Annotated in this window: 25 protein-coding genes and 1 pseudogene; 8 read left to right on the forward strand and 18 right to left on the reverse strand. The window is 35.1% G+C overall.

The window, feature by feature from the left end:
- Window positions 1–40 precede the first annotated feature (40 nt).
- Window positions 41–1900, forward strand: a complete 1860-nt coding sequence (locus ACZZ9T_RS15745; protein ID WP_463442875.1) for a CocE/NonD family hydrolase — start codon at window positions 41–43, stop codon at window positions 1898–1900.
- 64 nt (window positions 1901–1964) lie between these two features.
- Here the strand turns inward: ACZZ9T_RS15745 and ACZZ9T_RS15750 are convergent, their stop codons facing one another.
- From ACZZ9T_RS15750 to speB, 3 genes are all read right to left on the reverse strand, one after another.
- Window positions 1965–2576: an alpha-ketoglutarate-dependent dioxygenase AlkB family protein gene (locus ACZZ9T_RS15750; RefSeq protein WP_463442876.1), complete on the reverse strand. Its 612-nt coding sequence runs from the start codon at window positions 2574–2576 to the stop codon at window positions 1965–1967.
- 127 nt (window positions 2577–2703) lie between these two features.
- Window positions 2704–3558 (reverse strand): bifunctional helix-turn-helix domain-containing protein/methylated-DNA--[protein]-cysteine S-methyltransferase, encoded by an 855-nt coding sequence (locus tag ACZZ9T_RS15755; protein ID WP_463442877.1) that lies wholly within the window; start codon window positions 3556–3558, stop codon window positions 2704–2706.
- A 67-nt stretch (window positions 3559–3625) separates the two neighbouring features.
- On the reverse strand, window positions 3626–4477 hold the full coding sequence (speB, locus tag ACZZ9T_RS15760) for an agmatinase (RefSeq protein WP_463442878.1): 852 nt from the start codon (window positions 4475–4477) through the stop codon (window positions 3626–3628).
- A 160-nt stretch (window positions 4478–4637) separates the two neighbouring features.
- Between speB and ACZZ9T_RS15765 the strand changes: the two genes are divergently transcribed.
- Window positions 4638–5297 (forward strand): HAD family hydrolase, encoded by a 660-nt coding sequence (locus ACZZ9T_RS15765; RefSeq protein WP_463442879.1) that lies wholly within the window; start codon window positions 4638–4640, stop codon window positions 5295–5297.
- A gap of 110 nt (window positions 5298–5407) precedes the next feature.
- Here the strand turns inward: ACZZ9T_RS15765 and ACZZ9T_RS15770 are convergent, their stop codons facing one another.
- The 3 genes from ACZZ9T_RS15770 to ACZZ9T_RS15780 all read right to left on the reverse strand — a co-directional run bounded on the left by ACZZ9T_RS15770 (window position 5408) and on the right by ACZZ9T_RS15780 (window position 8107).
- Window positions 5408–6799, reverse strand: a complete 1392-nt coding sequence (locus ACZZ9T_RS15770; protein WP_463429293.1) for a type III PLP-dependent enzyme domain-containing protein — start codon at window positions 6797–6799, stop codon at window positions 5408–5410.
- A gap of 119 nt (window positions 6800–6918) precedes the next feature.
- Window positions 6919–7578 (reverse strand): thiamine diphosphokinase, encoded by a 660-nt coding sequence (locus ACZZ9T_RS15775; protein ID WP_463442880.1) that lies wholly within the window; start codon window positions 7576–7578, stop codon window positions 6919–6921.
- The gene (locus ACZZ9T_RS15780; RefSeq protein WP_463442881.1) at window positions 7538–8107 is read right to left on the reverse strand and encodes a cob(I)yrinic acid a,c-diamide adenosyltransferase; all 570 of its coding nucleotides are present in this window, start codon (window positions 8105–8107) and stop codon (window positions 7538–7540) included. The genes ACZZ9T_RS15775 and ACZZ9T_RS15780 overlap by 41 nt, the downstream gene beginning before the upstream one ends.
- 300 nt (window positions 8108–8407) lie before the next feature.
- Here ACZZ9T_RS15780 and ACZZ9T_RS15785 point away from each other — a divergent pair, with 300 nt between their 5' ends.
- Complete coding sequence (locus ACZZ9T_RS15785; RefSeq protein WP_463442882.1) at window positions 8408–8899, forward strand: DinB family protein; 492 nt, start codon at window positions 8408–8410, stop codon at window positions 8897–8899.
- 131 nt (window positions 8900–9030) lie between these two features.
- Here the strand turns inward: ACZZ9T_RS15785 and ACZZ9T_RS15790 are convergent, their stop codons facing one another.
- The 4 genes and pseudogenes from ACZZ9T_RS15790 to lptB form a co-directional block, all read right to left on the reverse strand.
- A complete protein-coding gene (locus tag ACZZ9T_RS15790; protein ID WP_463442883.1) occupies window positions 9031–9987 on the reverse strand; it encodes a helix-turn-helix transcriptional regulator in 957 nt (318 codons plus the stop codon).
- Window positions 9988–10024: 37 nt separating this feature from the next.
- Window positions 10025–11752 (reverse strand): ABC transporter ATP-binding protein, encoded by a 1728-nt coding sequence (locus ACZZ9T_RS15795; RefSeq protein ID WP_463443011.1) that lies wholly within the window; start codon window positions 11750–11752, stop codon window positions 10025–10027.
- A 154-nt stretch (window positions 11753–11906) separates the two neighbouring features.
- A complete protein-coding gene (locus tag ACZZ9T_RS15800) occupies window positions 11907–12488 on the reverse strand; it encodes a hypothetical protein (RefSeq protein ID WP_463442884.1) in 582 nt (193 codons plus the stop codon).
- A gap of 357 nt (window positions 12489–12845) precedes the next feature.
- A pseudogene (gene lptB / locus ACZZ9T_RS15805) lies at window positions 12846–13571 on the reverse strand (LPS export ABC transporter ATP-binding protein); the annotation flags it as partial.
- A 107-nt stretch (window positions 13572–13678) separates the two neighbouring features.
- Between lptB and ACZZ9T_RS15810 the strand changes: the two are divergent.
- Together ACZZ9T_RS15810 and ACZZ9T_RS15815 are read left to right on the forward strand one after the other, a co-directional pair.
- Window positions 13679–13969 carry a TM2 domain-containing protein gene (locus tag ACZZ9T_RS15810; RefSeq protein ID WP_463443012.1) on the forward strand — a complete coding sequence of 97 codons (291 nt, stop codon included), beginning with the start codon at window positions 13679–13681 and terminating at the stop codon, window positions 13967–13969.
- 73 nt (window positions 13970–14042) lie between these two features.
- Window positions 14043–14771, forward strand: a complete 729-nt coding sequence (locus ACZZ9T_RS15815; RefSeq protein ID WP_463442885.1) for a hypothetical protein — start codon at window positions 14043–14045, stop codon at window positions 14769–14771.
- A gap of 99 nt (window positions 14772–14870) precedes the next feature.
- On the opposite strand, the gene hemB is transcribed toward ACZZ9T_RS15815, so the two are convergent.
- Window positions 14871–15860 carry a porphobilinogen synthase gene (gene hemB / locus ACZZ9T_RS15820; RefSeq protein ID WP_463429300.1) on the reverse strand — a complete coding sequence of 330 codons (990 nt, stop codon included), beginning with the start codon at window positions 15858–15860 and terminating at the stop codon, window positions 14871–14873.
- 119 nt (window positions 15861–15979) lie between these two features.
- Here hemB and ACZZ9T_RS15825 point away from each other — a divergent pair, with 119 nt between their 5' ends.
- The 3 genes from ACZZ9T_RS15825 (at window position 15980) to ACZZ9T_RS15835 (ending at window position 18661) form a co-directional block, all read left to right on the forward strand.
- Window positions 15980–16330 (forward strand): T9SS type A sorting domain-containing protein, encoded by a 351-nt coding sequence (locus tag ACZZ9T_RS15825; RefSeq protein ID WP_463442886.1) that lies wholly within the window; start codon window positions 15980–15982, stop codon window positions 16328–16330.
- 104 nt (window positions 16331–16434) lie between these two features.
- The gene (locus tag ACZZ9T_RS15830; RefSeq protein WP_463442887.1) at window positions 16435–17346 is read left to right on the forward strand and encodes an ABC transporter ATP-binding protein; all 912 of its coding nucleotides are present in this window, start codon (window positions 16435–16437) and stop codon (window positions 17344–17346) included.
- Between the two features lie 4 nt (window positions 17347–17350).
- Window positions 17351–18661 carry an ABC transporter permease gene (locus tag ACZZ9T_RS15835; protein ID WP_463442888.1) on the forward strand — a complete coding sequence of 437 codons (1311 nt, stop codon included), beginning with the start codon at window positions 17351–17353 and terminating at the stop codon, window positions 18659–18661.
- Window positions 18662–18733: 72 nt separating this feature from the next.
- Here the strand turns inward: ACZZ9T_RS15835 and ACZZ9T_RS15840 are convergent, their stop codons facing one another.
- The 7 genes from ACZZ9T_RS15840 to lpxD form a co-directional block, all read right to left on the reverse strand.
- A complete protein-coding gene (locus ACZZ9T_RS15840; protein ID WP_463442889.1) occupies window positions 18734–19378 on the reverse strand; it encodes a porin family protein in 645 nt (214 codons plus the stop codon).
- A 101-nt stretch (window positions 19379–19479) separates the two neighbouring features.
- Window positions 19480–20352 carry a succinate--CoA ligase subunit alpha gene (gene sucD / locus ACZZ9T_RS15845; protein ID WP_463429305.1) on the reverse strand — a complete coding sequence of 291 codons (873 nt, stop codon included), beginning with the start codon at window positions 20350–20352 and terminating at the stop codon, window positions 19480–19482.
- A gap of 84 nt (window positions 20353–20436) precedes the next feature.
- Window positions 20437–21339, reverse strand: coding sequence for a UDP-3-O-(3-hydroxymyristoyl)glucosamine N-acyltransferase (locus ACZZ9T_RS15850; protein WP_463442890.1), 903 nt, complete (start codon window positions 21337–21339; stop codon window positions 20437–20439).
- 238 nt (window positions 21340–21577) lie between these two features.
- Window positions 21578–22141: an elongation factor P gene (gene efp / locus ACZZ9T_RS15855; RefSeq protein WP_463443013.1), complete on the reverse strand. Its 564-nt coding sequence runs from the start codon at window positions 22139–22141 to the stop codon at window positions 21578–21580.
- 96 nt (window positions 22142–22237) lie between these two features.
- Window positions 22238–23026 carry an acyl-ACP--UDP-N-acetylglucosamine O-acyltransferase gene (gene lpxA, locus ACZZ9T_RS15860; RefSeq protein WP_463442891.1) on the reverse strand — a complete coding sequence of 263 codons (789 nt, stop codon included), beginning with the start codon at window positions 23024–23026 and terminating at the stop codon, window positions 22238–22240.
- Window positions 23027–24424, reverse strand: coding sequence for a bifunctional UDP-3-O-[3-hydroxymyristoyl] N-acetylglucosamine deacetylase/3-hydroxyacyl-ACP dehydratase (locus tag ACZZ9T_RS15865; RefSeq protein WP_463429308.1), 1398 nt, complete (start codon window positions 24422–24424; stop codon window positions 23027–23029).
- Window positions 24417–25448, reverse strand: a complete 1032-nt coding sequence (gene lpxD, locus ACZZ9T_RS15870; protein ID WP_463442892.1) for a UDP-3-O-(3-hydroxymyristoyl)glucosamine N-acyltransferase — start codon at window positions 25446–25448, stop codon at window positions 24417–24419. Before lpxD ends, ACZZ9T_RS15865 begins: the two co-directional genes overlap by 8 nt.
- Window positions 25449–25478 lie beyond the last annotated feature (30 nt).

Consider the following 25478-nt stretch of genomic DNA (forward strand, 5'->3'; position numbering starts at 1 on the left):
ATTTATCATTTTATTAATAAATTAGCTGCAAATTTCAATTATGAAGATTCCTTTTTCTTTTTTATTTATTCTCTTTTTCATTTTCGGAAAATCGCAAAATACAGCTGCAACAGACAGTTTTGTTAAGTATAATTTTACCAAAAAAGAATTCTATATTACAATGCGTGATGGTATTAAACTTTTCACGGCGGTTTATATTCCGAAAGATATTTCAAAAAAACAAAAGTATCCGTTTTTAATGCAGAGAACCTGTTACAGCATTGCTCCGTACGGGGAAAGTGAATATAAGAAGAAATTAGGCCCCAACAAATATCTGATGAATGACAAATATATTTTTGTATTTCAGGATGTGCGTGGAAGATATATGAGCGAAGGAACTTTCACTAATATGACGCCGCAGGTTGATCATAAAACCAAGAAAGATGTTGACGAAAGCACCGATACCTACGACACAATTGATTGGTTGATTAAAAACATTAAAGACAACAACGGAAAAGTAGGACAATATGGAACTTCATATCCCGGATTTTATACAGCTGTAGGAACTTTGGCGCAACATCCGGCTTTAGTAGCATCATCACCTCAAGCTCCGATTTCAGATTTCTGGAATGACGATTTTCTTCACAACGGAAAATTTATGTTGGGATATTTCAGAACATTTCCTGTTTTTGGAGTTCAGAAAACCAAACCTGAAAATAAAGCATGGTATTCAGATTCTATGATTAAATCTACTTCAGAAGACGGCTTAAAATTCTACAGAGAACTAGGAACTTTGAAAGAAGCGTATGACAAATATTATACAAACAACTTCTTCATGACCGAAATTATGAATCATCCTAATTATGATGAATACTGGCAAAAAAGAAACATTCTGCCTCATCTTAAAAACATCAGTCATGCAGTGATGACCGTTGGTGGATGGTTTGATGCCGAAGATTTATCAGGACCTTTGAATATTTATAAAACAATAGAAAAAACAAGCCCGAAAGCCAAAAACACCATCGTAATGGGACCTTTTTCTCATGGAGCCTGGGCACAGGAACAAGGGAAACACTTCCACAATGAAATTTATTTTGGAGACAGCATCGCAACCTATTACCAGAAAAATCTGGAGACTAAATTTTTTAATCATTATTTGAAAGGAAATACAAAACAAGATGCAGGTTTGCCGGAAGCTGTAATGTATGACACAGGAGCAAAAGTATGGAAAGAATTTGCTCAATATCCACCAAAAAACACTCAGAAAATCAACTTTTATTTAGCCAATGGAACTTTAAAAAATACTGCCGGACAAGGTTTTTCAGAATATTACAGTGATCCGAATAATCCGGTTTTGAGTTCGGACAATCTGAAAGATTTTAATGGTTTCAACCCAAGAAATTACATGTCTGAAGACCAAAGATTTGCAGTGGGAAGACCAGATGTTTTGACTTTCACAACAGATGTTCTGACAGAAGATATGACTTTTGCAGGGGAAATTTTAGCTCAATTAAATATTGCTTCTACCTCTACCGATGCAGACTTTGCTGTGAAACTCATTGACGTTTATCCTGAAGATTTTAAACCGACAGAAAAGAAAGAGGGTGTTATTTATGGGAACTATCATCAAATGGTACGAAGCGAAATTATGCCTGCAAGATTTAGAAATTCAAGAGAAAAACCTGAAGCTTTGGCAGCCAATCAGAAAACTGCAGTTAATTTCAGATTGCAGGATGTGGTTCATACGTTCAAAAAAGGTCACAAAATTCAGATTCAGATTTCTTCGACTTGGTTTCCGCTTTTTTCGGTGAATCCCCAGAAGTTTTTAGATAATCCGAATATGGCAACAAAAGAAGATTACACAAAAGCGTTCATTAAAGTTTTTGAAGATTCTGCGATTGAGGTTGAGGTTTTGAAATAAGTTAGACGTTAGACGTTAGACGAAATTAAGTTTATAAAGAATAGCGGTGTATTGCCGTTATTTTTTATTCTTCAATAGTTCTGAATGTCAGGTTCACTCTGGGAGTTGTCACTTTTTTAGTGGGTGGAATTCTATGCAGCCAGTTTTCCTGAGTTGTTCCTTTCATTACCAATAAACTTCCGTTTTCTAAAAAAACATCAATACGCTCCTTAGATTGTTTATGTTTAAAAGAAAACTTACGTTCAGCACCGAAAGTAAGCGAAGCAATTGCTCCGTGTTTTTTCAAATCTTTTTCACTGTCACTATGATACGCCATTCCCTCGCTTCCGTCGTGGTATAAATTAAGAAGGCAGGAATTGTAGGTGTCGCCGGAAATTTCTTCACACTTTTGTTTTAAAGCTAACAATTCCGGAGTCCAGAGTTTTGCATACTTTGTTCGATTGGAATAAGTGTATTCAAATTCTTTTTCGCCAAACCATGCGACTTTTCGCTTAGTGAAAATCAGTTTTCCGAAAATTACTGCTTCATCATTTTCCCACGGTATTTTGCTGAACAAATATTGATAATACTTTTCGCATTCTTGACCTGAAAATATTCTGCCGTAATATTGTGCGATGCCGTCTTTGGGAAGGATGTTGACAGGGAAATCTTCTATTGTTTCAAACAAGTTATTCATGATTCTATAATTTAACTAGAAATTGATTAATTTTTATAAACGCAGTTTGTTATTTCATAGAAATCTCGACAGTTGAAGAAAATAGTAATACTGAGATTCCTACAGAATGATAAAAACACCGAATATTTTAAGTAAAATCATCTGAATACATTTTCGAACTTTCCCAGCCAATAATTAACTGTTTTCTATCGCTTCCCCACATATAGCCTCCAATTTTTCCAGATGACTGGATCACCCGATGACAGGGAATTAAAAACGCAACCGGATTACTACCAATTGCCGTTCCTACAGCTCTTGAAGCTTTCGGGTTTCCTATTTTATCTGCTAAATTTCCGTAGGTTGATAATTTCCCCATCGGAATCGTCAGTAAACTTTCCCAGACTTTGAGCTGAAAATCTGTTCCTTTTAAATGTAATTTAATGGCGCTGAGTTTTGTCCAGTCTTTATTAAAAATAGATAATGCGTTTTGCTGAAACTGATCCTTTTTTTCAAAAAAAGATGCATTGGGAAATTTAGTGACTAAATCTCTCAATGCATTCTCTTTATTTTCTTCGAAAGCCATATAACAGATTCCTTTTTCGGTAGAAGCTGTAATAATTTCTCCAAACGGACTTTCAAAAAAACTGTAATTGATGTTTAAATTTTTACCCCCGTTTTTATATTCTGCAGGTGTCATTCCTTCAATATTTACAAACAAATCGTGTAATCTGCTCGTACTTGAAAGTCCGGTCTCTAATGTTGCATCAAACAGCGTGGCTTTTTCTTCTTTTAATAAACTTTTTGCATGCGCAATGCTGATGAACTGTAAAAATTTTTTCGGACTAGTTCCTGCCCAATCTGTAAATATTTTCTGAAAATGTGCCGGACTTAGATTTACTTTTTTAGCAACCTCATCCAAATTCGGCTGAAGCTTAAAATTGCTCTGAATAAATTCGATAGCTTTGGCAATTCTCTGATAATCTATCTCTTCTTGTGTGGACATTTCCGTTTATTTTATATCACAAATTTCCAAAGAAAAACTGAACATAAAAATCCGATTCCTGCGGAATTTAATCTTTGCTGATGTGATAATACGCCAACATTTTGTAGTATAATTTTGCCGCTAAAAATGCACTTGGTTTAGAATAAGCAGAATCCATCAATTCAACAATATCAAACGCTACAACATTACATTTTTCGAAAACTTTTTTCAACAATTCTAAAGTTGGATACCATTGTAATCCACCTGGTTCCGGAGTTCCTGTAGATGGTGCGATAGACGGATCAAAGGCATCTAAATCGATGGTGATGTAAACATTTCCTGAAACTTTTTCCAGAACATCATTGACCCAGTTTTCATTAGTGGCAATTTCGTGAGCAAAAAACACTCTTCCTTCCGGTAAATATTCAACTTCCTCAACATCCATAGAACGGATTCCCACCTGAACCAAATTATGTTTCTGATTGGCTTCGAAAACCGCACAAGCATGATTAGAAGTAGAACCATGAAACTCCGGACGAAGATCTGTATGAGCATCAAATTGTAAAACCGTCAAGTTTTCAAATTTTTCTCCAACCGCACGAATCGAACCGATAGAAACTGAATGTTCTCCACCGAAAAGGGTAAACAATTTATCTGTTGCTAAAAGTTCTTTTGTCTTTTGGTAAACAGCTTCTGTCATCGCTTCAGGAGTGGAATTTTCAGAAATTTCTCCAGCTAAACAAACTCCTTCCAGATAAGGTTCTGTTCCTGTTTCGATGTCGTACAGTTCCATGTTTTCAGAAGCATCAAGGAATAATTCCGGACCTTTGTCGGCTCCTTTTCCCCAAGTTGAAGTTCCGTCGTAAGGAACTGTTACCAAAACTACTTTTGAATTTTCTAATGAAGCATTTTCTTCAGGAATCCCTGCGTATGTTTTCATAATTATGATTAAAAATTAAATGGTTTAAAGATTGAAATATTGTTGCCAAAGATACAAAGAAGAATTTGTAAGTGTTTTAAATTATAAGTTATAAATAATGAGTTTTCATTTTTTTAAATCTTTCAATTTTAAAACATTATTTTTGCACAAAACAAAATTTATGTCCTTAAAAGCTGTGCTGTTCGATATGGATGGCGTTATTGTAGATACAGAACCTTTGCACAGAAAAGCTTATTTCAGAACGTTCGATCAATTGAAAGTTGCTGTTTCGGAAGAACTTTACACTTCTTTCACCGGTGCTTCTACAAAAAGAGTTTGCGAGACTTTAATCAGCCGATTTAATCTTCCTCAAACTCATGAAGATATTGCGACCATCAAAAGAGCTCATTTCAAAGATTATTTTTATCATGATGAAGAGTTTGATCTGATTCCGGGAGTGAGAAAATTGATTCAGCATTATTATAAAAACGGAATTACATTAATTTTGGCTTCGTCGGCAACGATGACAACCATCAATATGGTTTTTGAAAAATTCGGTTTGGAAAAATATTTCAGCGGGAAAATCAGTGGTGCAGATTTAAAAGAATCAAAACCTCATCCCGAAATTTTCATCAAAGCAGCCGAAATTGCGAATGAAACCATCGAAAATTGTATGGTGATTGAAGATTCTACCAACGGAATTTTGGCAGCACACAGAGCCAATATTTTCTGTGCTGCTTATAAGAGTTTCCACACGCATAATCAGGATTATAGTTTGGCCAATATTATTGTTTCAGATTATTCTGAATTGGAAGTTGACAAGATTTCGAAATTCTTTTAAACATAAAAAGCTCTCATATTTGAGAGCTTTGTTATTTTAATTTTGGCAACTAAAGCCAATCCATATTTCTTTTTATGAAAACGGGCTAAAGCCCGTTCCTGTTGAATAAGTTAATACCCTAAAATTTTCAAAATATCTTCGGGTCCCTGTCTTTCTCTGAAAATTTCGTATTGAAATTCTCCATTTTCATCTTTCTGAATCAAAATATGTCTTGGCTGCGGCATCAGACAGTGATGAACTCCGCCGTAACCACCGATGGTTTCCTGATAGGCTCCTGTATGAAAAAAACCAATGTACAAAGGTTTTGTATCACTAAAAACAGGCAAATAAATGGCATTCGTATGTTGTTCTGAATTGTAATAATCATCTGAATCACACGTTAATCCGCCTAAGAAAACTCTTTCATAAGAATCTTCCCAACGGTTCAAAGGAAGCATGATAAAGTGTCTGGAAATTGCCCAAGTATCCGGAAGTGTCGTCATGAAAGATGAATCAATCATATTCCATTTTTCTCTGTCGTTCTGGCGTTTCTGAGAAATGATTTTATATAAGTTTGCCCCGCTTTCACCAACCGTAAAGCTTCCAAATTCCGTATAAATATTGGGCTCCTCTACTCCTTCTTCTTCACAGAATTTTTTAATCTGAGAAACGATTTCTTCTACCATATACTGATAATCGTAATCGAAATTCAAAGAAGTTTTGATAGGGAAACCACCACCAATATTCAGTGAGTTTACTTCAGGAGCGATTTTCTTTAATCGTGCATAGACACGAAGACATTTGTACAATTCATTCCAGTAATATGCGGTGTCTTTGATCCCTGTATTGATGAAAAAGTGGAGCATTTTCAGCCTTGCATTCGGATGTTCAGCAATTTTCTGGCTGTAATATGGGATGATGTCTTTATATCCGATTCCTAATCTTGAAGTATAGAATTCAAATTTTGGCTCTTCCTCGGAAGCGATTCTGATTCCGATATCGAAAGTCGTGTCGATACTTTCGGTTAACTTATCCAGCTCACGGTAATTATCTAAAATCGGGGTAATGTTTTCAAAACCGCTGTTAATCATATCTGAAATTTTCGCCAGATAATCATCAGTTTTGAAACCGTTGCAGATTACTTCAATATCTTTAGTAACTTTACCTTCATTATAGAGTGACTTCACAATATCCATGTCATACGCTGAAGAGGTTTCGATAGAAATATCGTTCTTCAAAGCTTCTTCAATGACAAATTTGAAATGGCTGGATTTTGTACAATAGCAATATCTGTAATTTTTTTTGTAATCGATTTTCTCAAAAGCTTCTTTGAACCAACTTTTTGCTTTCTGAATATTCTGAGAAATCTTCGGGAGGTAACTGACCTTTAAAGGTGTTCCAAACTTCTCAACGACTTCCATTAAAGGAATATCATGAAAAGACAAATTGTTCTCAGAAACATTGAATTCTTCCGTTGGAAAATACAATGTCTGATCAATAAGTTCCGAGTATTTTATTTTCATTTTCTGACAAGTGAATTAAGAATGCAAAATTGCTAAAAAAGTTTGATTTTTTAGTTTTAAATTTCATTAAAGTTTTCGCAGATTTAAAATGACTGAAATCGTTTTTTTCTATGCAAAAATCAGCGATTATTCTTTCCTACAAATAGCAACAAATCTCCTTTTTCATATTCGATAAAAATTTCATCTTCAACGGCAAAATTTCTTGTTCCTATTCTTGATGTAATATTCAGATTTTCATGGGCTAAAGCCCAATTCAGACCTTTTGTAGTCACATTTTCAACCGACGGAAAAGGATATAATGAAATCAATTTATCTTTGACGTTCGTTAAAACAAAAGTTTTGGGGATAAAAAAATATTCAGAAAATTCGTCATAGAATTTGATGTTTAAATTTTCTTTAAAGTTGTAAGCAACGGTGAGATTTCCCAAAAAATGGTCTTGTTCTCCTCCACTTCCTCCAAAAACATCGATATTTTTAAAACCTCTTTCTGCAATAATCTCTAAAGCTTTATGAAAATCGGTTTTTTCCTGATCAGGAGTATAAATAAATTTATGTTCATATACATTTTCATCAGCACCAGAATGCGAATCAAAATCACCGGAAATAAAATCTAATTTTTCTAAAGGAAAATTTAATTGTTTTAAATAACGGAAAGCACCATCTGTACACGCAATCAAATCATAATTTTCAGGATCAGGAAATGATTTCGGAGAATCACCATTGATGAAAAGTAATACTTTATCTTTCATTCGGATTCCAGTATTCTTCTGGTTCTTCATTAATTTTTGAAATATATCTTGCTAAAACAAAAAGATAATCTGAAAGTCGGTTCAAATATTTAATCAATTCAGGGCGCACTTCTTCAGATTCATTTAAAAAAACTAAAGAACGTTCAGCTCTTCTGCAAATTGTTCTCGCAGCATGTAAAAAAGTAGCTGATTTTCCGCCACCGGGAAGAATAAAGTATTGCAACGGCTCTAGTTTTTCTTCAAAAGCATCCATCCAGTTTTCCAGTTCTTCAATTTCAGTATTAGAAATAATTAATGAAAGACGGGATTTCCCATTGGCTAACATTAATTTATCTACCGGCGTTGCTGCTTCAGAACCGACAGTAAATAAATCAAACTGAATTTTCTTCAGCTGTTCTAAAACTTCTTCAACCTCAATATGACTTTTTGCAATCCCAATAAATGAATTGAGCTCATCAATATTTCCGTAACTTTCTACTCTTGCGCTGGCTTTGGAAACTCTGGTTCCGCCGTACAAAGCGGTCTGTCCTTTGTCTCCTGTTTTAGTGTAAATTTTCATACCACTAAAATAACTTTTTTTGTACAATTTGAAAGGGAAAATCTAACGATTACTGAAAGAAAAAATACCTATCTATCAAAAAAGTCCGGTTAAAAAAACCAGACTTATTCAAAATTATTTACCTAACCCTTACATAGATATTAAAACATTTGTGTAGAGGATATCCATCTAACGTGAAAACATATTTAGTTATTTTAAAAAAATTAAAATAATATTTAAAATACTAAAATCCTACTGACAAACTGTTGTCATCAACCCGTATTATCTTTGTCATAACATTAACAATTTAAAACAAAAATTATGACAGCCACAGCAACAACAGCCAAACAATTTATCGGTTCAGCGCAATTATTAGAACATTGGCAAGGACACAGAAATCTGACAAGAAGAGTCATTGAAATGTTCCCTGAAAAAGAACTTTTTGAATTTTCTGTGGGCGGGATGAGGCCGTTTGCGAAATTAGCAGTCGAGTTGATCAGCATTGCTGGTCCTGGTTTGAAAGGAATTGTAGAAACACAAATCGAGGAATTTTCGGAAGAAGCTTTTAAGCCAAAAACTAAGGAGGAAATTCTTGCAAAATGGGATGAAGAAACCGTAGTGATTGATCAGTATTTTAAACAAATTTCTGAGGAACGTTTTCAGGAAACCTTCAATTTATTTGGTCAGTACGAATTTCCGGTGTACCAAAATATCCTTTATTTTATCGACAATGAAGTACATCATCGTGCACAGGGTTTTGTCTATTTGAGAGCTTTGGGAATTGATCCCCCTTTCTTTTGGGAGAGATTTTAATTTATTTCCCACAAATTGTACAGGCAATTGAATAAATCTTTGTAAAACATTTTCTCTTACAGATTTAGAAGATTAGACAGATCATATAAAAAGATCTGCGTAAATCTTCGAAATCTGTGGGAGAATTTTGCTTAAATATTATAATGTTCCGTAATTTTTTGAATTAAATTTTTCATTTTCACCTTTAATAATTCGGGTTCCAGAATTTCCGCATAATCTGCAAAAGTGATCAGCCAGCGCGGAAACCCTTCATCAATCCATTCTGTTTCGAAAGTCATTTCGATGCCTTTATCCGTTTCTTTCTCTTCAGTCAATCCGTAATAGCTTTTAGAATTAATTAAATATCCCATAATTTTTTTATCCACCAACAATTTTACTTTTGTAGTTTTAGCAGATAAAATTCTCCTGTGATCATTGATTTTCCCGTATTCCTGTGAAAAAGAAATCTCTGTTTTATAGATTTTTAAAATTCTGTCTACTCTGAACTGCCTGAAATCTTTCCTGAGCGTACAAAAAGCCATAATGTACCAGTAATTAAATTCGTAAAAAATTCCAACTGCTTCAATTGTTCGGTTAGAAACTCTCTCATCAACACTTTGGTATTCAATGGAAAGCTGTTTTTTCTCTGCAATACTCTCCAAGATAATGGGAATAATATTTTTCACGGAATCATTGGATTTTGGACTATAATCAAATATATCGATCTGACTTTCAATATTATGAATTAAGTTTTTATCTGAATTTTTTAAAACAGAACGCAGTTTTGCCATCGCTGTTTGATAATGATTTCCCAGACTTTGGTGAGAAAATTTCTGCATCAGCTTTTCGGCCGTGATAAAACTTAAAACCTCTTCTTTGGTAAACATTACAGGCGGAAGTTTGTATCCATCCATCAAAGAATATCCACTTCCCGCTTCACCAATTATTGGAATACCTGCATTTTCTAATGTTTTTATGTCACGATAAATCGTTCTCACACTTACTTCAAATTTCCCGGCCAAATCCTGTGCTCTCACAATGGGTTTTGATTGTAATTGGGTAAGAATTGAGGTGACACGATCTATCTTTTTTAAATATTGATCCTCCATTTCTTAGTGAAAAACTAAAATTTTGTATTTATTTTCATCAATTCTCACGATATGAACTCATTAACTTGTCCAAATTTAAGCTTCTCGCCGAAGCATCAAAAATTTCTTTATACGTTCCCTCCATCTGCATAAGTTCCTGATGGGTTCCGTTTTCTACAACACAACCTTTTTTCATTACATAAATTGTATCCGAATCTAAAATCTGAGATAGCGAATGCGAAATTATTATGACTGTTCTGCCCTCTTTGATCGCATCAAGAGAATTTTTAATCTGTTCTGTAGCAATCGCATCCAAACTTGCGGTAGGCTCGTCTAAAAAAATAATGGGCGGATTTTTGAGAAACAATCTTGCGATTGCAATCCTTTGTTGCTGTCCGCCGGAAAGTTGTGTGGCATCATGTTTATAATTTTCGGGAAGTTCCATGATTTGCTCATGAAGATATGCTTTTCGGGCGGCTTCCTGTACTTGTTCAAAACCTGCATCCATTTGTCCGTATCGAATGTTGTCTTCAATACTTCCCTGGAAAATATGATTTTTTTGCAAAACCAAGCCTATATCGTCACGTAGATATGCGTTATCATATTCATTTAAATTAAATCCGTCCAATAAAATCTCACCGGAATCCGGAAGATAAAATTTGCATAAAAGATTAATAATCGTTGATTTTCCTGCACCACTTAAGCCAACCAAAGCGGTGGTTTTTCCGTTTTCTATGGTCATAGAAACGTTGTGTAAAGCCTGAGTTCCGTTTGGATAAGAAAAATTAACGTTCTTCAATTCAAAATTTCCTGAAGTTTTGTTTTCTCTTAAAGTTCCGTTGGGTTCGGCTTCTTCATCAGCATTTAAAATATCAAAATAACCTTCGGCATAAATCATTGCATCGTTCATATCATCATAAATCCTGTGAAGCTGACGAATGGGTGAAGAAACATTGTTGAATAACATAATATGCAGCATGATCGCACCAATTGTCATCTGTTGATTCAGCACCAGATAAACAGTAAGCAGAATAATAAGAACCACACCAATCTGCTCGATAAATGTTTTCAGACCCTCATAGATAAAACTGGTTTTTCTGGTGTACATCTGGCTTTCCATCAACTGCATCTGAAGATCAAACTGTTTTTTTCCTTCAAATTTTTCTCTTACAAAACTTTTAATCACTAAAATTGAATTGATTAAATTTAATAATCCTGAAGTTTTTTGTTCACGCTGGTTACGCAATTGCCTTCTTACTCCGCCCAGTTTCTTGGCCTGCATGGAGGTTACATAAAAATAGATCGGGACAATAATTGTGGAAACAAGACCGACATACACATTCTGCATATACATAATGACCAATGCAATAATGGCGTTTGAAAACATCGGTAAAATATCAATAAAAAAGTTTTGAACGAGTTTTGTTAAGCTTTCAATTCCACGGTCGATACGGGTTTGCAATTTTCCGGAAGCGTGGTTTTCGTCACTGAAGTAAGCCACTTTGTAGGTTAAAATCTTATCGATTGCTGATTGTGCTAAAACTGAACTTACATTAATTCTGATTTTTTCACCATAAAATTTCTGCCCGAAACTGATGAATATATTGGCAATTTCTTTTCCTAAAAGTATGGCAGAAATCACGATCAGAATGTGAATACCCTCCGACATCGGACTCGGGAGTTTTGTGAGTTTTTCAACTTCATCAACTGTATATTTCAGCACTACCGCATTTACCTGAGCAGTAATGGCTCCTAAAAAAGTAAGAAATAAAGTTCCGTAAATCATCAAACGATACGGCTTAATGAAAGGCTTCAATTGTCTGTAAATCCCAAAAATACTGAGTGCTCTGGTAAAAGGTTTTGCCATGGATTGCTTTTAACGAAAAACGTACCGTTTCTGAGAGAAAAGGTACGAATTATTATTTATTTTGATCACTAGTTTACTTTCTTTTCAGTGTTCCGTCATCATTGATATATTCGAATTGATAACTTTTATCTAAAATCTCTCCGCCTATTTCTTTAAATGTACTAAACATTCCAATCCAATCTTCTTCATCTATTTCTTTTGGTGTATCCCATCTGATTATTCCAAAATTTTCATTACTATTTTTATCAAGAATAACCCCAAATTCACCATCAAGGAAAACCTTTGTCCCCGAGATAAAATCATCGTCCAATTTCCAAATATTTGCTATAGTAAAAACCTGAAAACCTATCTCGATTCCTTTAGGTCCAGTAAATTGGTTCCATTCTCTATTTGGTGTAAACCAATTCCAAATTTTTGTAAAATCTGGCACATTATCAACTTGTAGTTCGTAAATTTCCTCGATAAAAACATTTTTAAAATTTAAGAATTGTACCTCTGAATTTTTTAGACTAAGTTCTTCAATTAATTTCTCAGCTTGCTGTAATAATGTAAATAGTTTTTTGAGTCTATATTTTTCTACATATTCAATTTTAGAAAGACCACTCGTTTTAGAATAAGTGGTTATATGTTTATTAAAGATGTTTCTAAAAAACATTTCTTAAATAATTAATTAAGTCTATCCTTCATATACATACGTTGTAAGATAATGCAGTTCAGATGTACTCGCAGCTTTCAATTCAGCTTCTGCCTGCTCCAGAGAATATTGTGAATTGATTTCTTTACGCTGAAAAACAAAAGAATTATTAGCATTTTTATCAACAACCTGAGAGAATATATGCTCAATTTCTGAATTGGCAAGGGTTGCAAAACCAATATCTTCAAAACCATACATCAATCTCAAATCATCAAACTGAGCAAAATTTTCATCCACAAAACCCTGCAGTTGCGGTCTGGATTCAAAATTTCCTGCCCAAATATTGTAGGCATACGTTTTCTTGCTTGGCTTATCGAAAATGCTTTGATAGACGAAGTTTTCACCCAAGTAGGCTTCTCTTACCTGCGGATCATTTGCCAGTTCTTCCGGTAGACCTTCTTTTAAGATCTTTCCTTCAAACATAATGTATGTTTTATTGGTAATTGCCAAAGTCTGCTGTACGTTGTGGTCGGTAATCAAAATTCCGATATTTTTATCAGTTAGGCTTCGTACAATCTTTTGAATATCTTCTACGGCAATCGGGTCAACTCCTGCGAAAGGCTCATCCAGCAAAATAAAACTCGGGCTCGTTGCCAAACATCTTGCAATCTCCGTTCTGCGTCTTTCACCACCGGAAAGTAAATCTCCACGGTTTTTTCTGACGTGCTGTAATGAAAACTCTTCAATCAGTTCGTCACATTTGATTTGTTGTTCACGTTTTGAAAGTTTCGTCAATTGCAAAACTCCCATGATATTATCTTCTACAGACAATTTTCTGAAAACCGAAGCTTCCTGCGCAAGATAGCCGATTCCTTTTTGGGCTCTCCGGTACATTGCATCGGTAGTAATTTCCTGTTTGTCGAGAAATATCTTTCCTGAAGTGGGCTTTACCAAACCTACGATCATATAAAACGAAGTGGTCTTGCCCGCTCCGTTCGGACCCAGCAAACCTACAATTTCTCCCTGCTGAACCTGTACAGAAACGCCTTTTACTACTTTTTTGGGACCGTATTCTTTGATTAAGTTTTCTCCTCGTAAAATCATAGAGCAAATATATCAAAAATATAAATGTCAGCTGTAAATTTAAGCTCTTGTAACTTTTAAGATGTTAAAAAGACTTATTGAAAACAACCATCTCAACAATTATTACAATGGAAAATTACGGTTATACAAAAACAGAAAACAACCAAAATCAAAACAATCTACCTTATCGTTCTGAAAAGAAAATCCCTGCAGCGTTATTGGGCATTTTAGTAGGCTGGCTGGCTTTAAACAAATTTTACTTAGGCTATACAAGAGAAGGCATTATTCAGTTGGTTTTAAATGTTTGCACTGCTGGGATTGCTTCAGTTATTCCGTTTATAGAAGGGATTTTGTATCTCTTTATGAGTGATGAGCAATTTGACAATACTTATGTTCACAATAAAAAAGGATGGCTGTAATTTTAATGTAAATTTCATCTTGCAAAATGATTTTTTTCTTACATTTAAATCACCAATCACAACTTGAATTTTTATGGAAAATAACCAACAGCTGACCGATTTACTGGCTTTGGATCTCGGAATTAATCTGATCAACCGAAGACCTTATGCAAAAGAAGTATTCAAATGGCAGGATATTGACCTTCTTCCTCATTCTTCTGCAGACACTTTGCTTTGCGAAATTTACGAATGGAATGGCAGAAACTGGAGGACAACCAATAATAATCTGATCGGATTCTTATTCTCTGACGAACAGTTAAAAAACGTGAAAGACCAACTTTTGAAAACCCCAAAACATCCGGCTTTAATTCCTGATTTTGAGTTTACAAAAGAAAGCATGGTTGAATATGGTTTAGCCTTGCCTTCTTTATTTAATATTGGAATCAATGGAAATATCAACAGTGCCAAAAGTTTTTCTGTGCGTGTCAACGGAGTAACAAAATCCCGAATAACCAATATTGATTCTCCGGGAATTGAAATTCTAAGAAAGTATTCTGAATTCACAGATTCAGAATCAAAAACCTATCGGAAGAATATTAAGTTTAATTATTTGAGCACTTCACTGTTTTATGCTGAAAGCGTAGAAATTTTCCTCGAAAAAGAATCCGGAATTGGCTTAGATGTCAGTTTTCAGACACAGAATGTAGAAGTTGAAGCTAAAGTTGATACCGATACCAAAAAACATTTTGTTTTAAAATATTCGGGAAACCAGGCTCCTTTCGCAGCAAAATTTACAAAAGGAAAAGATTTTGACTTCAAATAATTTTTTGAAAGTTATCAGTGAAAAGTTATGAATTATGAGTCAAGAATGTTTTATTATAACTTATAATTCATAACTAATAACTTAAAACTAATTAACTAATTACCTGTTTAAAATCATTGCCGCTTCTTTAGCAGCATACGTGAAAATCATGTCTGCTCCTGCTCTTTTGAAACACGTTAAACTTTCGATAATTGCTTTATCATTATCCAGCCAGCCATTTTGTGCAGCGGCTTTCAACATTGCATATTCTCCGCTTACGTTATAAACTGCAATCGGCAAATCGATTGCTTCACGCACTTTCGCAACGATATCCAAATAAGGTAAACCCGGTTTGATCATGATAATATCTGCACCTTCTTCCACATCTTTGAAAACTTCGTTTAACGCTTCACGCGAGTTGTGAAAATCCATCTGATACGTTTTTTTATCTTTAGGAATTTCCAAATTATCTTTCGGCGCACTGTCTAATGCACTTCTGAATGGTCCGTAGAACGAACTCGCATATTTTGCAGCATAGCTTAAAATTCCTACATCATGGAAACCACTTTCTTCTAAAGCCTCACGAATTGCCAGAACTCGGCCATCCATCATATCACTTGGCGCCACAATATCTGCACCAGCTTCTGCGTGTGACACAGACATTCTTGCCAAAGCATCATTGGTAGCATCATTTACAATTTTCCCGTTTTCTATAATTCCGTCGTGACCGTAAATTGAGTAAGGATCTAATGCAACATCGGGCATAATAATCATTTCCGGTACAGCATCTTTTATTGCTTTGATGGTATTCTGCATTAGTCCGTCTTTATTCCACGCTTCTTTTCCGGTATTGTCTTTAAGATGTTCTGAGACTTTCATATAGAGATTAACCGCTTTTACCCCTAAAGAGAATAATTCTTTACACTCTTTCACGGTCAAATCAATACTGCGTCTGAAAATTCCGGGCATTGATGAGATTGCCTCTTCTTTATTTTCACCTTCCATTACGAAGATCGGCATTACAAAATCGTCTGTTGAAAGGCTGCATTCTCTTACCAATCCTCTCATCGATTCATTTACTCTCAATCTTCTGTTTCTTGAATATATCATTTTGGAATACTTTTTGAATAATTTATTGCAAATTTAATATAAGTTCTATAAAAAACTATTGCAGTTGATTGTAGAATTTATTACTTTTGTTTGTAATAATTATGCAAATTATCCGTTAGATGAAAAAACTTTTACTTTTAATTATGTTTATGGGCGCTTTTGTTGGTTTTTCCGACAATATTAAAGCACAGACTAAAGAACCATCTTCCACATCACAAAAGTCTGATGATGGTGTTCTTACGGCATACCCTAATCCTGCGAAAGATTTTTTGATGGTAAAAGCGAAAGATTCTTCGTTAAAAATAAAATCAGTGATCTTTTACTCTATTTTGGGAACACAGGTTGCCAATTATAATGTAAATGCCAATAAAGCTGAAATCAACATTGAAAGATTAAAACCCGGAAAGTATCTGATCCGATATATTCTAAGCGACAATACTCAAAAGGTTACTCAAATAGTAAAACAATAAATATTAAATCCTGATAATCATCAGGATTTTTCGTTTTATACCATTCTGTTGCAAACATTATGTAACTTTCTTATTATTTTTATACTCATTATAAAAAAAAATTAATGCTACAAGCCGATCATATTACTAAAACTTACAATGCAGGAAAAAAAACAGCCTTGGAAGATTTTAGCATCCATGTACCAAAAGGAAGTATCTATGGTCTTCTCGGACCTAATGGTGCAGGGAAAACCTCATTCATCCGAATCATCAATCAGATTACACAGGCAGATTCCGGCGAGGTTTTTATCAATGGTGAAAAACTAAATCCGAGTCATATCAAAGATATCGGATATATGCCTGAAGAAAGAGGTTTGTATAAAAATATGAGCGTCGGAGATCAGATTCTCTATTTTGGTGAACTGAAGGGAATGAAAAAAAACGATGCACTGAATGAAGCCAAAAAATGGTTTGAAAAACTGCACATCGACCAGTGGTGGAAAAAAAAGCTATCCGAACTTTCTAAAGGAATGGCTCAGAAAATACAGTTTGTGGTGACTGTACTTCACAGACCGCATTTATTAATTCTGGATGAGCCATTTTCAGGTTTTGATCCTGTAAATGCCAATCTGATTAAAGATCAGATCATCGAGCTTAAAAATAACGGAACCACCATTATTCTCTCAACCCACAGAATGGAAAGTGTGGAAGAAATGTGTGATTATGTTGCATTAATCGACAATTCTAAAAAAATAATTGACGGAAGAGTTTTTGATGTCAGAGAAAAATTTAAGAAAAATATTTTCGGAATTACACTTTCTGATGTGAATAACGAACAGCTTCGAAACTTTCAAAATAAGTATGAAGTTTTCAATTTATTTGAACAAAACAATTTGGTTTCTTTTGATCTGAAAAATACAGTCAATCAAAACGACATTTTGCTGGATCTTGTGCAGACAGGAAAAGTAAGATCATTCGAAGAAAAAATCCCGAGTATGAATGAAGTGTTTATTAACGCCGTAGGCAATCATTCTTAAATCTATGAATAATATATATTTAATTACAAAAAGAGAATTTCTTACGCAGGTAAAGAAAAAATCTTTCATTCTCCTGACTTTATTGGCTCCATTGATGATCATCGGATTTGGTGCAGTGATCGGATTGATGTTTAAAGCCAACGAATCACACAACATTATTGAAGTGGTTGACAACAGCGGACTTTTCAAAGGTCAGCTAAAATCTAATGATCAACTGGAATATGTTTTCGTTCCGGTAGCTGATGAAAAATCGAAAATTAAAAACCTCAAAGGCAATGAATCTTTAGATGGAATTTTAATTCTGCCGCCCATCTCAAGTCAAAATTTTGATGATGTAGAAAAAAACACAAGACTGGTCGTTAATACTAAAATCGGTCTCGATACAAAGCAGCAAATTATTTCTGACATCAGTAATGTCATTAAAAAAGAAAAAATCAAACAATTAGGTATCGCCGAATCTCAACTTAACAATCTTGATAAAAATTTCGAACTGAAAACCATCAATGTATCTGAAGACAATAAAGAAGATTCTGACCTTGCTTTCGGGGTTAAAACTGCACTGAGCATGGGATTAATGTATGTTACATTCATGTTTATCATCATTTATGGAGTACGGGTGATGCGAAGCGTTCTTGAAGAGAAAAACAATCGTGTGGTAGAAATTATCATCTCTTCTGTAAAGCCATTTGAACTGATGATGGGGAAGATTCTAGGCGTTACAATGGTTGCTTTAACTCAGTTTATCGTCTGGATATCTATGTCCGTAATTGGGGCATTAGTTTTGAACACGGGTTTTTCTGCGGTACAAAAAAATATTCCCGGCGGAAATGAAGAATTATCTGAAAAATTTGATATTGCACAGATTGCTACACAGGTTTCTCACAGTTTATTAGATTTAAACTTCCCTTTAATCATCTTTGTATTTATTGTGTTTTTCCTTTTGGGATACATCTTTTACAGTTCGATTTATGCTGCAATTGGTTCTGCTGTGGATAACGAAACCGAAACACAACAATTTACATTATTTGCGATTTTACCATTAACTCTAGGTATGTATGGAAGCTTTTCTCTGATGAATAATCCTGACGGACCATTAGGATTCTGGTTATCAATTATTCCTTTCACTTCGCCTGTTGCGATGATTGCAAGAATACCTTACGGTGTTCCTGCCTGGGAAATTGCTCTCTCAATATTTTTATTACTCATCACCACGATTTTTATGATTTTCTTAGCCGGAAAAATTTACAGAGTGGGAATTTTGATGTACGGAAATAAGGCAACGCTGAAGGAGCTTTGGAAATGGATAAGAAGCTAAAAGTTACTTCATACTAAAACAAAATCCCGAGATGAATATCCCGGGATTTATTATGTCTTGATTGAAAAATTTTTATTCGAAGATATAGCTTAAGCTTAAACTAAGAACCTGCTCAGATTTCTTCTTTGCTGAATTTGGATCTAATTTACTCTCATCCAAGTCTGGATATGTATTAGAAACACCAAAATCATACTTCAGAGCCAATTCAAGCTGTCTTTTGTAACTGTAGCCTATTCCTGCACCTATTGCGAGGTTAAAAGAAGCTGCCTTACCCAACTGATCTGTTCTATAGATTTCTCGTGATTCATTTTTAACTTTCTGATCAATTAAAAAGTTGAATCTCGGACCAATCAAACCAAAGAATTCTGATTCTGCTTCAGAAAAATATCCTTTGAAAGAAACAGGAACGCTGATATAATTGTTGGCATAAACCGCATCATAACCTTTTATTCCTTTTGCATCTTTATCTTTACCAGATTCTCCTGCACCGTAATAAACTACTTCCGGCTGAAGGTAAAACTGATTAGAACGTCCCATCGGGATCAGTGCCAAAACACCACCCTGAAAAGCAAATCTTGCTCCGGAAGGGTTATGAGCATTTTTAACTCTCGAATAGTTTCCACCAACAGTAACACCAAATCTTGTACTGCTTAAATCGATCTGTGCGAAAGATAAAGCAGAAAGTGCTAAAGCTGATGTTAATAAAAATTTTTTCATATGTATGTTGTATTTTTTTAAACGTCATATATTATCGCTACCTCTTTAGTGTTTATATTTCTAAATCAGTTAAAGCGATTTTATATCGTTTTGAGGTTTAATTATCCTAAAACTTTTGCTACGGTAACACCAATATCAGCAGGGGAATCTACTACATTGATACCGTTTTCTCTCATGATTTCCATTTTAGCCTGAGCTGTGTCTTCGTCACCTCCAACAATAGCACCTGCGTGACCCATTGTTCTGCCTTTAGGAGCAGTTTGTCCTGCGATGAAACCTACAACCGGTTTTGTAGAGCCGCTGGCTTTATACCATCTTGCCGCTTCAGCTTCAAGACCACCACCGATCTCACCGATCATTACAACAGCTTCGGTTTCAGGGTCATTGATGAATAATTCTAAAGCTTCTCTTGTAGTAGTTCCGATAATTGGGTCACCACCGATTCCGATTGCTGTAGAAACACCATAACCAGCTTTTACAACCTGATCTGCAGCTTCATAAGTAAGAGTTCCAGATTTTGAAACGATCCCTACTTTACCTTTTTTGAAAACAAAACCTGGCATAATACCAATTTTAGCTTCATCAGAAGTGATGATTCCAGGACAGTTTGGTCCGATCAATCTGCATTCTTTATCAGAGATGTAAGATTTTACTTTTACCATATCTGCAACAGGAATACCTTCTGTAATACATACGATTACTTTAATACCCGCTTCTGCAGCTTCCATAATAGCATCTGCAGCAAATGCAGGTGGTACAAAAATGATACTTACGTTAGCTCCTGCAGTTGCAACAGCATCAGCAACAGTATTAAATACGGGCTTACCAAGATGTTCGCTTCCTCCTTTTCCTGGAGTAACTCCACCTACTACGTTGGTTCCGTATTCGATCATCTGACCTGCATGAAAAGTACCTTCGTTACCTGTAAATCCTTGTACAATTACTTTAGAATCTTTGTTTACTAAAATTGACATTTTATTGTTGTTTTAATTTATTTTTCTTAATGCTCACAAATTTACTTAATTTTCTTTAATTTCAGATATAACCAAGCAAATTGTTTATTCGAGATTTCTCAACTTCACCTCTTTTTTCAGATACGTTTTAAAATCTTCAGCAAACATCCCGATGTATGTGCCTTTTTTGAGATCTCTGTTGACTCCGGTTTTACCCAATAAAACAGAACCACTTTCTATATTGTTTCCTGAAGCAATACCAACTTGTCCCCACAGAGTAACCTCATCACCGATGATACAGCAGCCGGCAATACCGACCTGAGAAGCTATTAAACACTTTTTACCAATCACCGTATCATGACCAATCTGAATCTGATTATCTAAAACCGACCCTTCGCCTATAATGGTAGAATCTGTGACTCCTCTATCAATGGTACAACCGTTTCCGATTTCTACATTGTTTTCGATAATTACATTTCCTACAGAGATTAATCGGTCAAAATTTCCGTCTAGTTTTCTGTAATAAAATGCATCGCCACCCAAAACTGTATTGGACTGAATGATTACATTATCACCAATGACCGTGCGATCACCAATCACAACATTCGGGAAGATGATGGTGTTTCTTCCGATGGTGATATTGTTCCCAAGAACTGCGGATGGGTGAATTTTCGTACCCTCTCCTATCTCCACATCATGAAGTGTTTCTGTGAAATTATAGATTTTGGTAAAATGGGTGTTGATTTTATTGAAATCTCCGAAAGGATCATCAGAAATCAAAAGAGCTTTTCCTTCCGGGCAATTTACTTCTTTATCAATTAAGATAATGGTTGCAGCGGAGTTTAAAGCTTTATCATAATATTTTGGATGATTGACGAAAACAATTTCACCAGATTTCACTCTGTGAATTTCGTTGGTGCCAAAAACCTGAAAATCTTCGGAACCCACAAATTTTGCTCCGATAAGATCTGCAATTGTTTTTAGTTTCTGTGGCTGATGAAATTTCATTTAAAAATATTTTTACAAAAAAGAATGAACTAAATAGCTCATTCTTTTGATTAATTAACTTTTACTAAATAGATGTTGTAAATAAGTAGTACTATACAGACCATAAATATGATCAATAAATTTTTTCTGATATTCCTGGTGTATTCTTTATCAATAAAGTAGAGTAAAATCCAGCCAAAAAAACAAATAACAGCCGTAAAATCTCTTATATATTGAAAAGTCTGCACAATTTCTACAATTATTTTACTCTTTCTAAGTAAGAACCGTCTTCTGTGTTTACTTTAATTCTGTCTCCCGGCTCGATAAAAAGAGGAACCATTACTCTTGCTCCAGTTTCAACGATTGAATTTTTCAGAGCGTTGGTAGCGGTATTTCCTTTCACCCCCGGATCTGCTTCAATAACTTCTAAATAAACCGACTGCGGTAATTCTGCCGAAAGCGGAGTTTCGTCAGCTTCCTTCAAAATGATGGTTACTTCTTCACCAGCTTTCATCAACTGAGAATTTTCGATCATTTCTTTACCTAAATATAATTGAGAAAAATCTTCGTTATTCATGAAGTGGAAACCATTCTCATCATCATAAAGATACTGGAATTTTCTGGTAATTACTTTTACCTCATCAATTTTGTGACCTGCAGAAAAAGTATTGTCAAGAACTTTTCCGTTGGTTACAGACTTCATTTTTGTTCTTACGAAAGCAGGACCTTTACCCGGTTTCACGTGCATGAATTCAATTACTTTAAAGATATCATTGCTGAATTCTATACAAAGTCCTTTTCTTATATCGTTACTTGTTGCCATTAAATTTTGGTTTAAAGTTTCGGGTTTAAACGTTAAATCTAAACCCATTTTTATTGTTAATTATTTTATTTTTTAAACTTAAGATTTTTACATCTCTTATTCTCTGCCCGTTCCGTATCCTTTTACAATACCTCTTGGAGAATTTTGGATAAACTGGAGAATTTCGTCTCTTTCAGCTGTAGGAAGCATTTCTTTTTCGATGTGAGAAACAGCCTGTGAGACATTCATTTTCATTTGAAAAATCGCTCTGTAAATCTTCTGAATCTCGAAAATTTTCTCGTTGGTAAAGCCTCTTCTCCTTAAACCTACAGAATTAATTCCTGCGTAAGACATCGGCTCACGAGCTACTTTCACATAAGGTGGAATATCTTTTCTCACCAAAGTACCCCCGGAAATCATCACATGCTTACCAATTTTTCCAAATTGATGAACGGCACTTAAGCCACCCATCACCGTAAAATCACCGATTTCTACATGACCTGCAATACCGCAGCCGTTTACGATAATCACATGATCACCAATTAAACAGTCGTGTGCAATATGAGACGTTGCCATGATGAGACAGTTATTCCCAATCTTAGTAAATCCCAAAGCTTTTGTTCCCCTATTAACGGTAACACATTCTCTGATTGTTGTTTCATCACCAATAATCGTATGAGTATCTTCACCATCAAATTTCAGATCCTGAGGAATAGCTGAAATTACAGTACCGGGGAAAATTCTGCAGTTTTTTCCGATTCTTGCGCCATCCATAATGGTAACGTTAGAACCAATCCAGGTACCTTCACCTATTTCGACATCACCGGCAATGGTTGTAAATGGCTCTACAATTACATTTTTACTGATTTTTGCACGTTTATCAACGGCGGCTAATTGATGAATCATTTACTCAACTTTATTTTTTGCAACCTGAGCCATAAGCTCAGCTTCTACAGCTATTGTATCACCTACGTATCCGTAACCCTGCATATGCACGATACCTCTTCTGATAGGCTCAATCAATTCGATTTTGAAAATCATTGTATCACCGGGAACTACTTTTCTCTTGAATTTTACTTTATCCATTTTAATGAAATAAGTAGAATAATTTTCAGGATCCGGTACGCTTGCTAAAACCAAAATACCGCCTGTCTGCGCCATAGCTTCAACTTGTAAAACGCCGGGCATTACAGGTTCTTTCGGAAAGTGACCCACAAAGAAAGGCTCGTTCATTGTCACATTTTTTAACCCGACAACATGAGAATCTGATAATTCAAGAATTTTGTCAATCAATAAAAACGGTGGTCTGTGAGGCATTAGTCTCATGATGCCGTTGATATCGAAAACAGGTTCTTTCGTTAAATCAAAATCCGGAACGTTTTTCTTTTTCTGTAATTTCCAATGACGGTTCAGTTTTTTAGCAAACTGGGTATTTACAAAATGTCCTGGTTTGTTGGCAATAATTTTCCCTTTAATTTTAACTCCGCATAATGCTAAATCACCGATTACATCCAGTAATTTATGTCTTGCAGCTTCATTGGGGTAGTTTAAAGTTAAATTATCAAGAATACCGTTGGGTCTGATCGCAACGTGATCTTTACCAAACGCTTTCTTTAATTTTTCTGTTGTTTCAGCAGTAAGATCTTTATCAACATATACAATGGCATTAGAAATATCTCCTCCTTTGATCAAACCGTGATCAAGAAGCATTTCTAACTCATGCAAAAAGCTGAACGTTCTTGCAGAAGAGATTTCTTCTTTAAACTCTGAAATATTTTTAAGTGTAGCATTCTGAGTACCTAAAACTTTAGTCCCAAAATCTACCATCGTTGTAATTTCGTAATTATCTGACGGAATAATGGTAATTTCTGAACCGGTTGCAGGATCGCTGTAGCTCAGAACTTCTTTCACAACCAAATATTCTCTGGCGATTTTCTGTTCTACTATTCCTCCACTTTCGATAGCTTCAACAAAAAACTTAGAAGAACCATCTAAAATCGGCGGTTCTGAAGCATCCATCTCTAAATAAGCATTATCGATATCGCAACCTACTAAGGCAGCCAAAAGATGCTCACAAGTATTGATTTTTACACCAAGCTTCTCCAGAGTTGTTCCTCTTTCTGTAGCTACAACATAGTTTACATCAGCTTCAACTTGTGGGTGCCCCTCCAAATCTGTTCTTACAAAGATGAAACCTGTATTTTCTTTGGCAGGTTTGATGGTCAGTTTTACTTCTTTACCAGTATGAAGACCAATTCCGGACAGAGTAACCTCTTCCTGAAGTGTTTTTTGCATATCACTCATTAGTATGATCTTTTGAGTTATTCTCAAGATTATTTATTTTGTTTACAATTCCTGGAAGATTCCTGAAATGTACGTAGCTTCTAAGATAGTCATTGTAGCTTATTGCAGGTGAACCATAAAGAGTTTCTTTATCATTCACGTGAGAAGTTACACCGCTCTGAGCCTGAATCTTCACCTGGTTTCCTATTTTGATGTGTCCTACGATACCAACCTGACCTCCAATTTGGTTCCAGTCGCCAACAATTGTAGAACCTGCAATACCTGTCTGTGAAGCAATAACATTGTTCTGACCAATTTTCACATTATGGGCAATCTGGATCAGGTTATCAATTTTAGTTCCTCTGCCAATAACAGTGGAGCCAATTGTTGCTCTGTCGATACTGCAATTCGAGCCAATTTCAACATCATCTTCAATGATAACATTTCCTAACTGAGGAATTTTTTTGAAACCTTCTGCAGTTGGCTGAAAACCAAAACCATCACCACCAATCACCGTATTAGAATGTACGATGCAGTTATCACCGATTATGCAATAATCATAGATTCTGGCTCCGCTGTCAATTTTACAGTTTTTACCAATTTTCACTCCTTTTCCGATATAAACCTGCGGATAAATCTGTGAACCATCCCCTATTTTAGCTTTTTCGGATACGTAAGTAAAAGCGCCAACATAAACTTTCTCGCCAATCACAGCAGTCTCATGTATGGAAGAACCACTTTCCAAACCTTCTTTTTTGCCTTGCATCTCATGATAGAGATTCATCAGAACCTGAAAAGAAAGGTAAGCGTCTTTAACAGCAATTATGGTCTGATTGTAAATGTCTTTGGTTAAAATATTTTCCGAAACAATAAGAACGGAGCAATTTGAAGTATCTAAATAGTGTGAAAAACGTTCCTGGGCAATAAAAGAAAGATGCCCGGTTTCCCCACTCTCAATAGGTGAAACTCCTTTTATAAGTGCGTTTTCGTCACCTATAATTTTTCCGTCAATAAAACTCGCAATTTGCGAAGCTGTGAATTCCATATCCTGCAAAGATAAGAAAATCTATTATTC

The organism is Chryseobacterium sp. AC417, assembly GCF_979258215.1.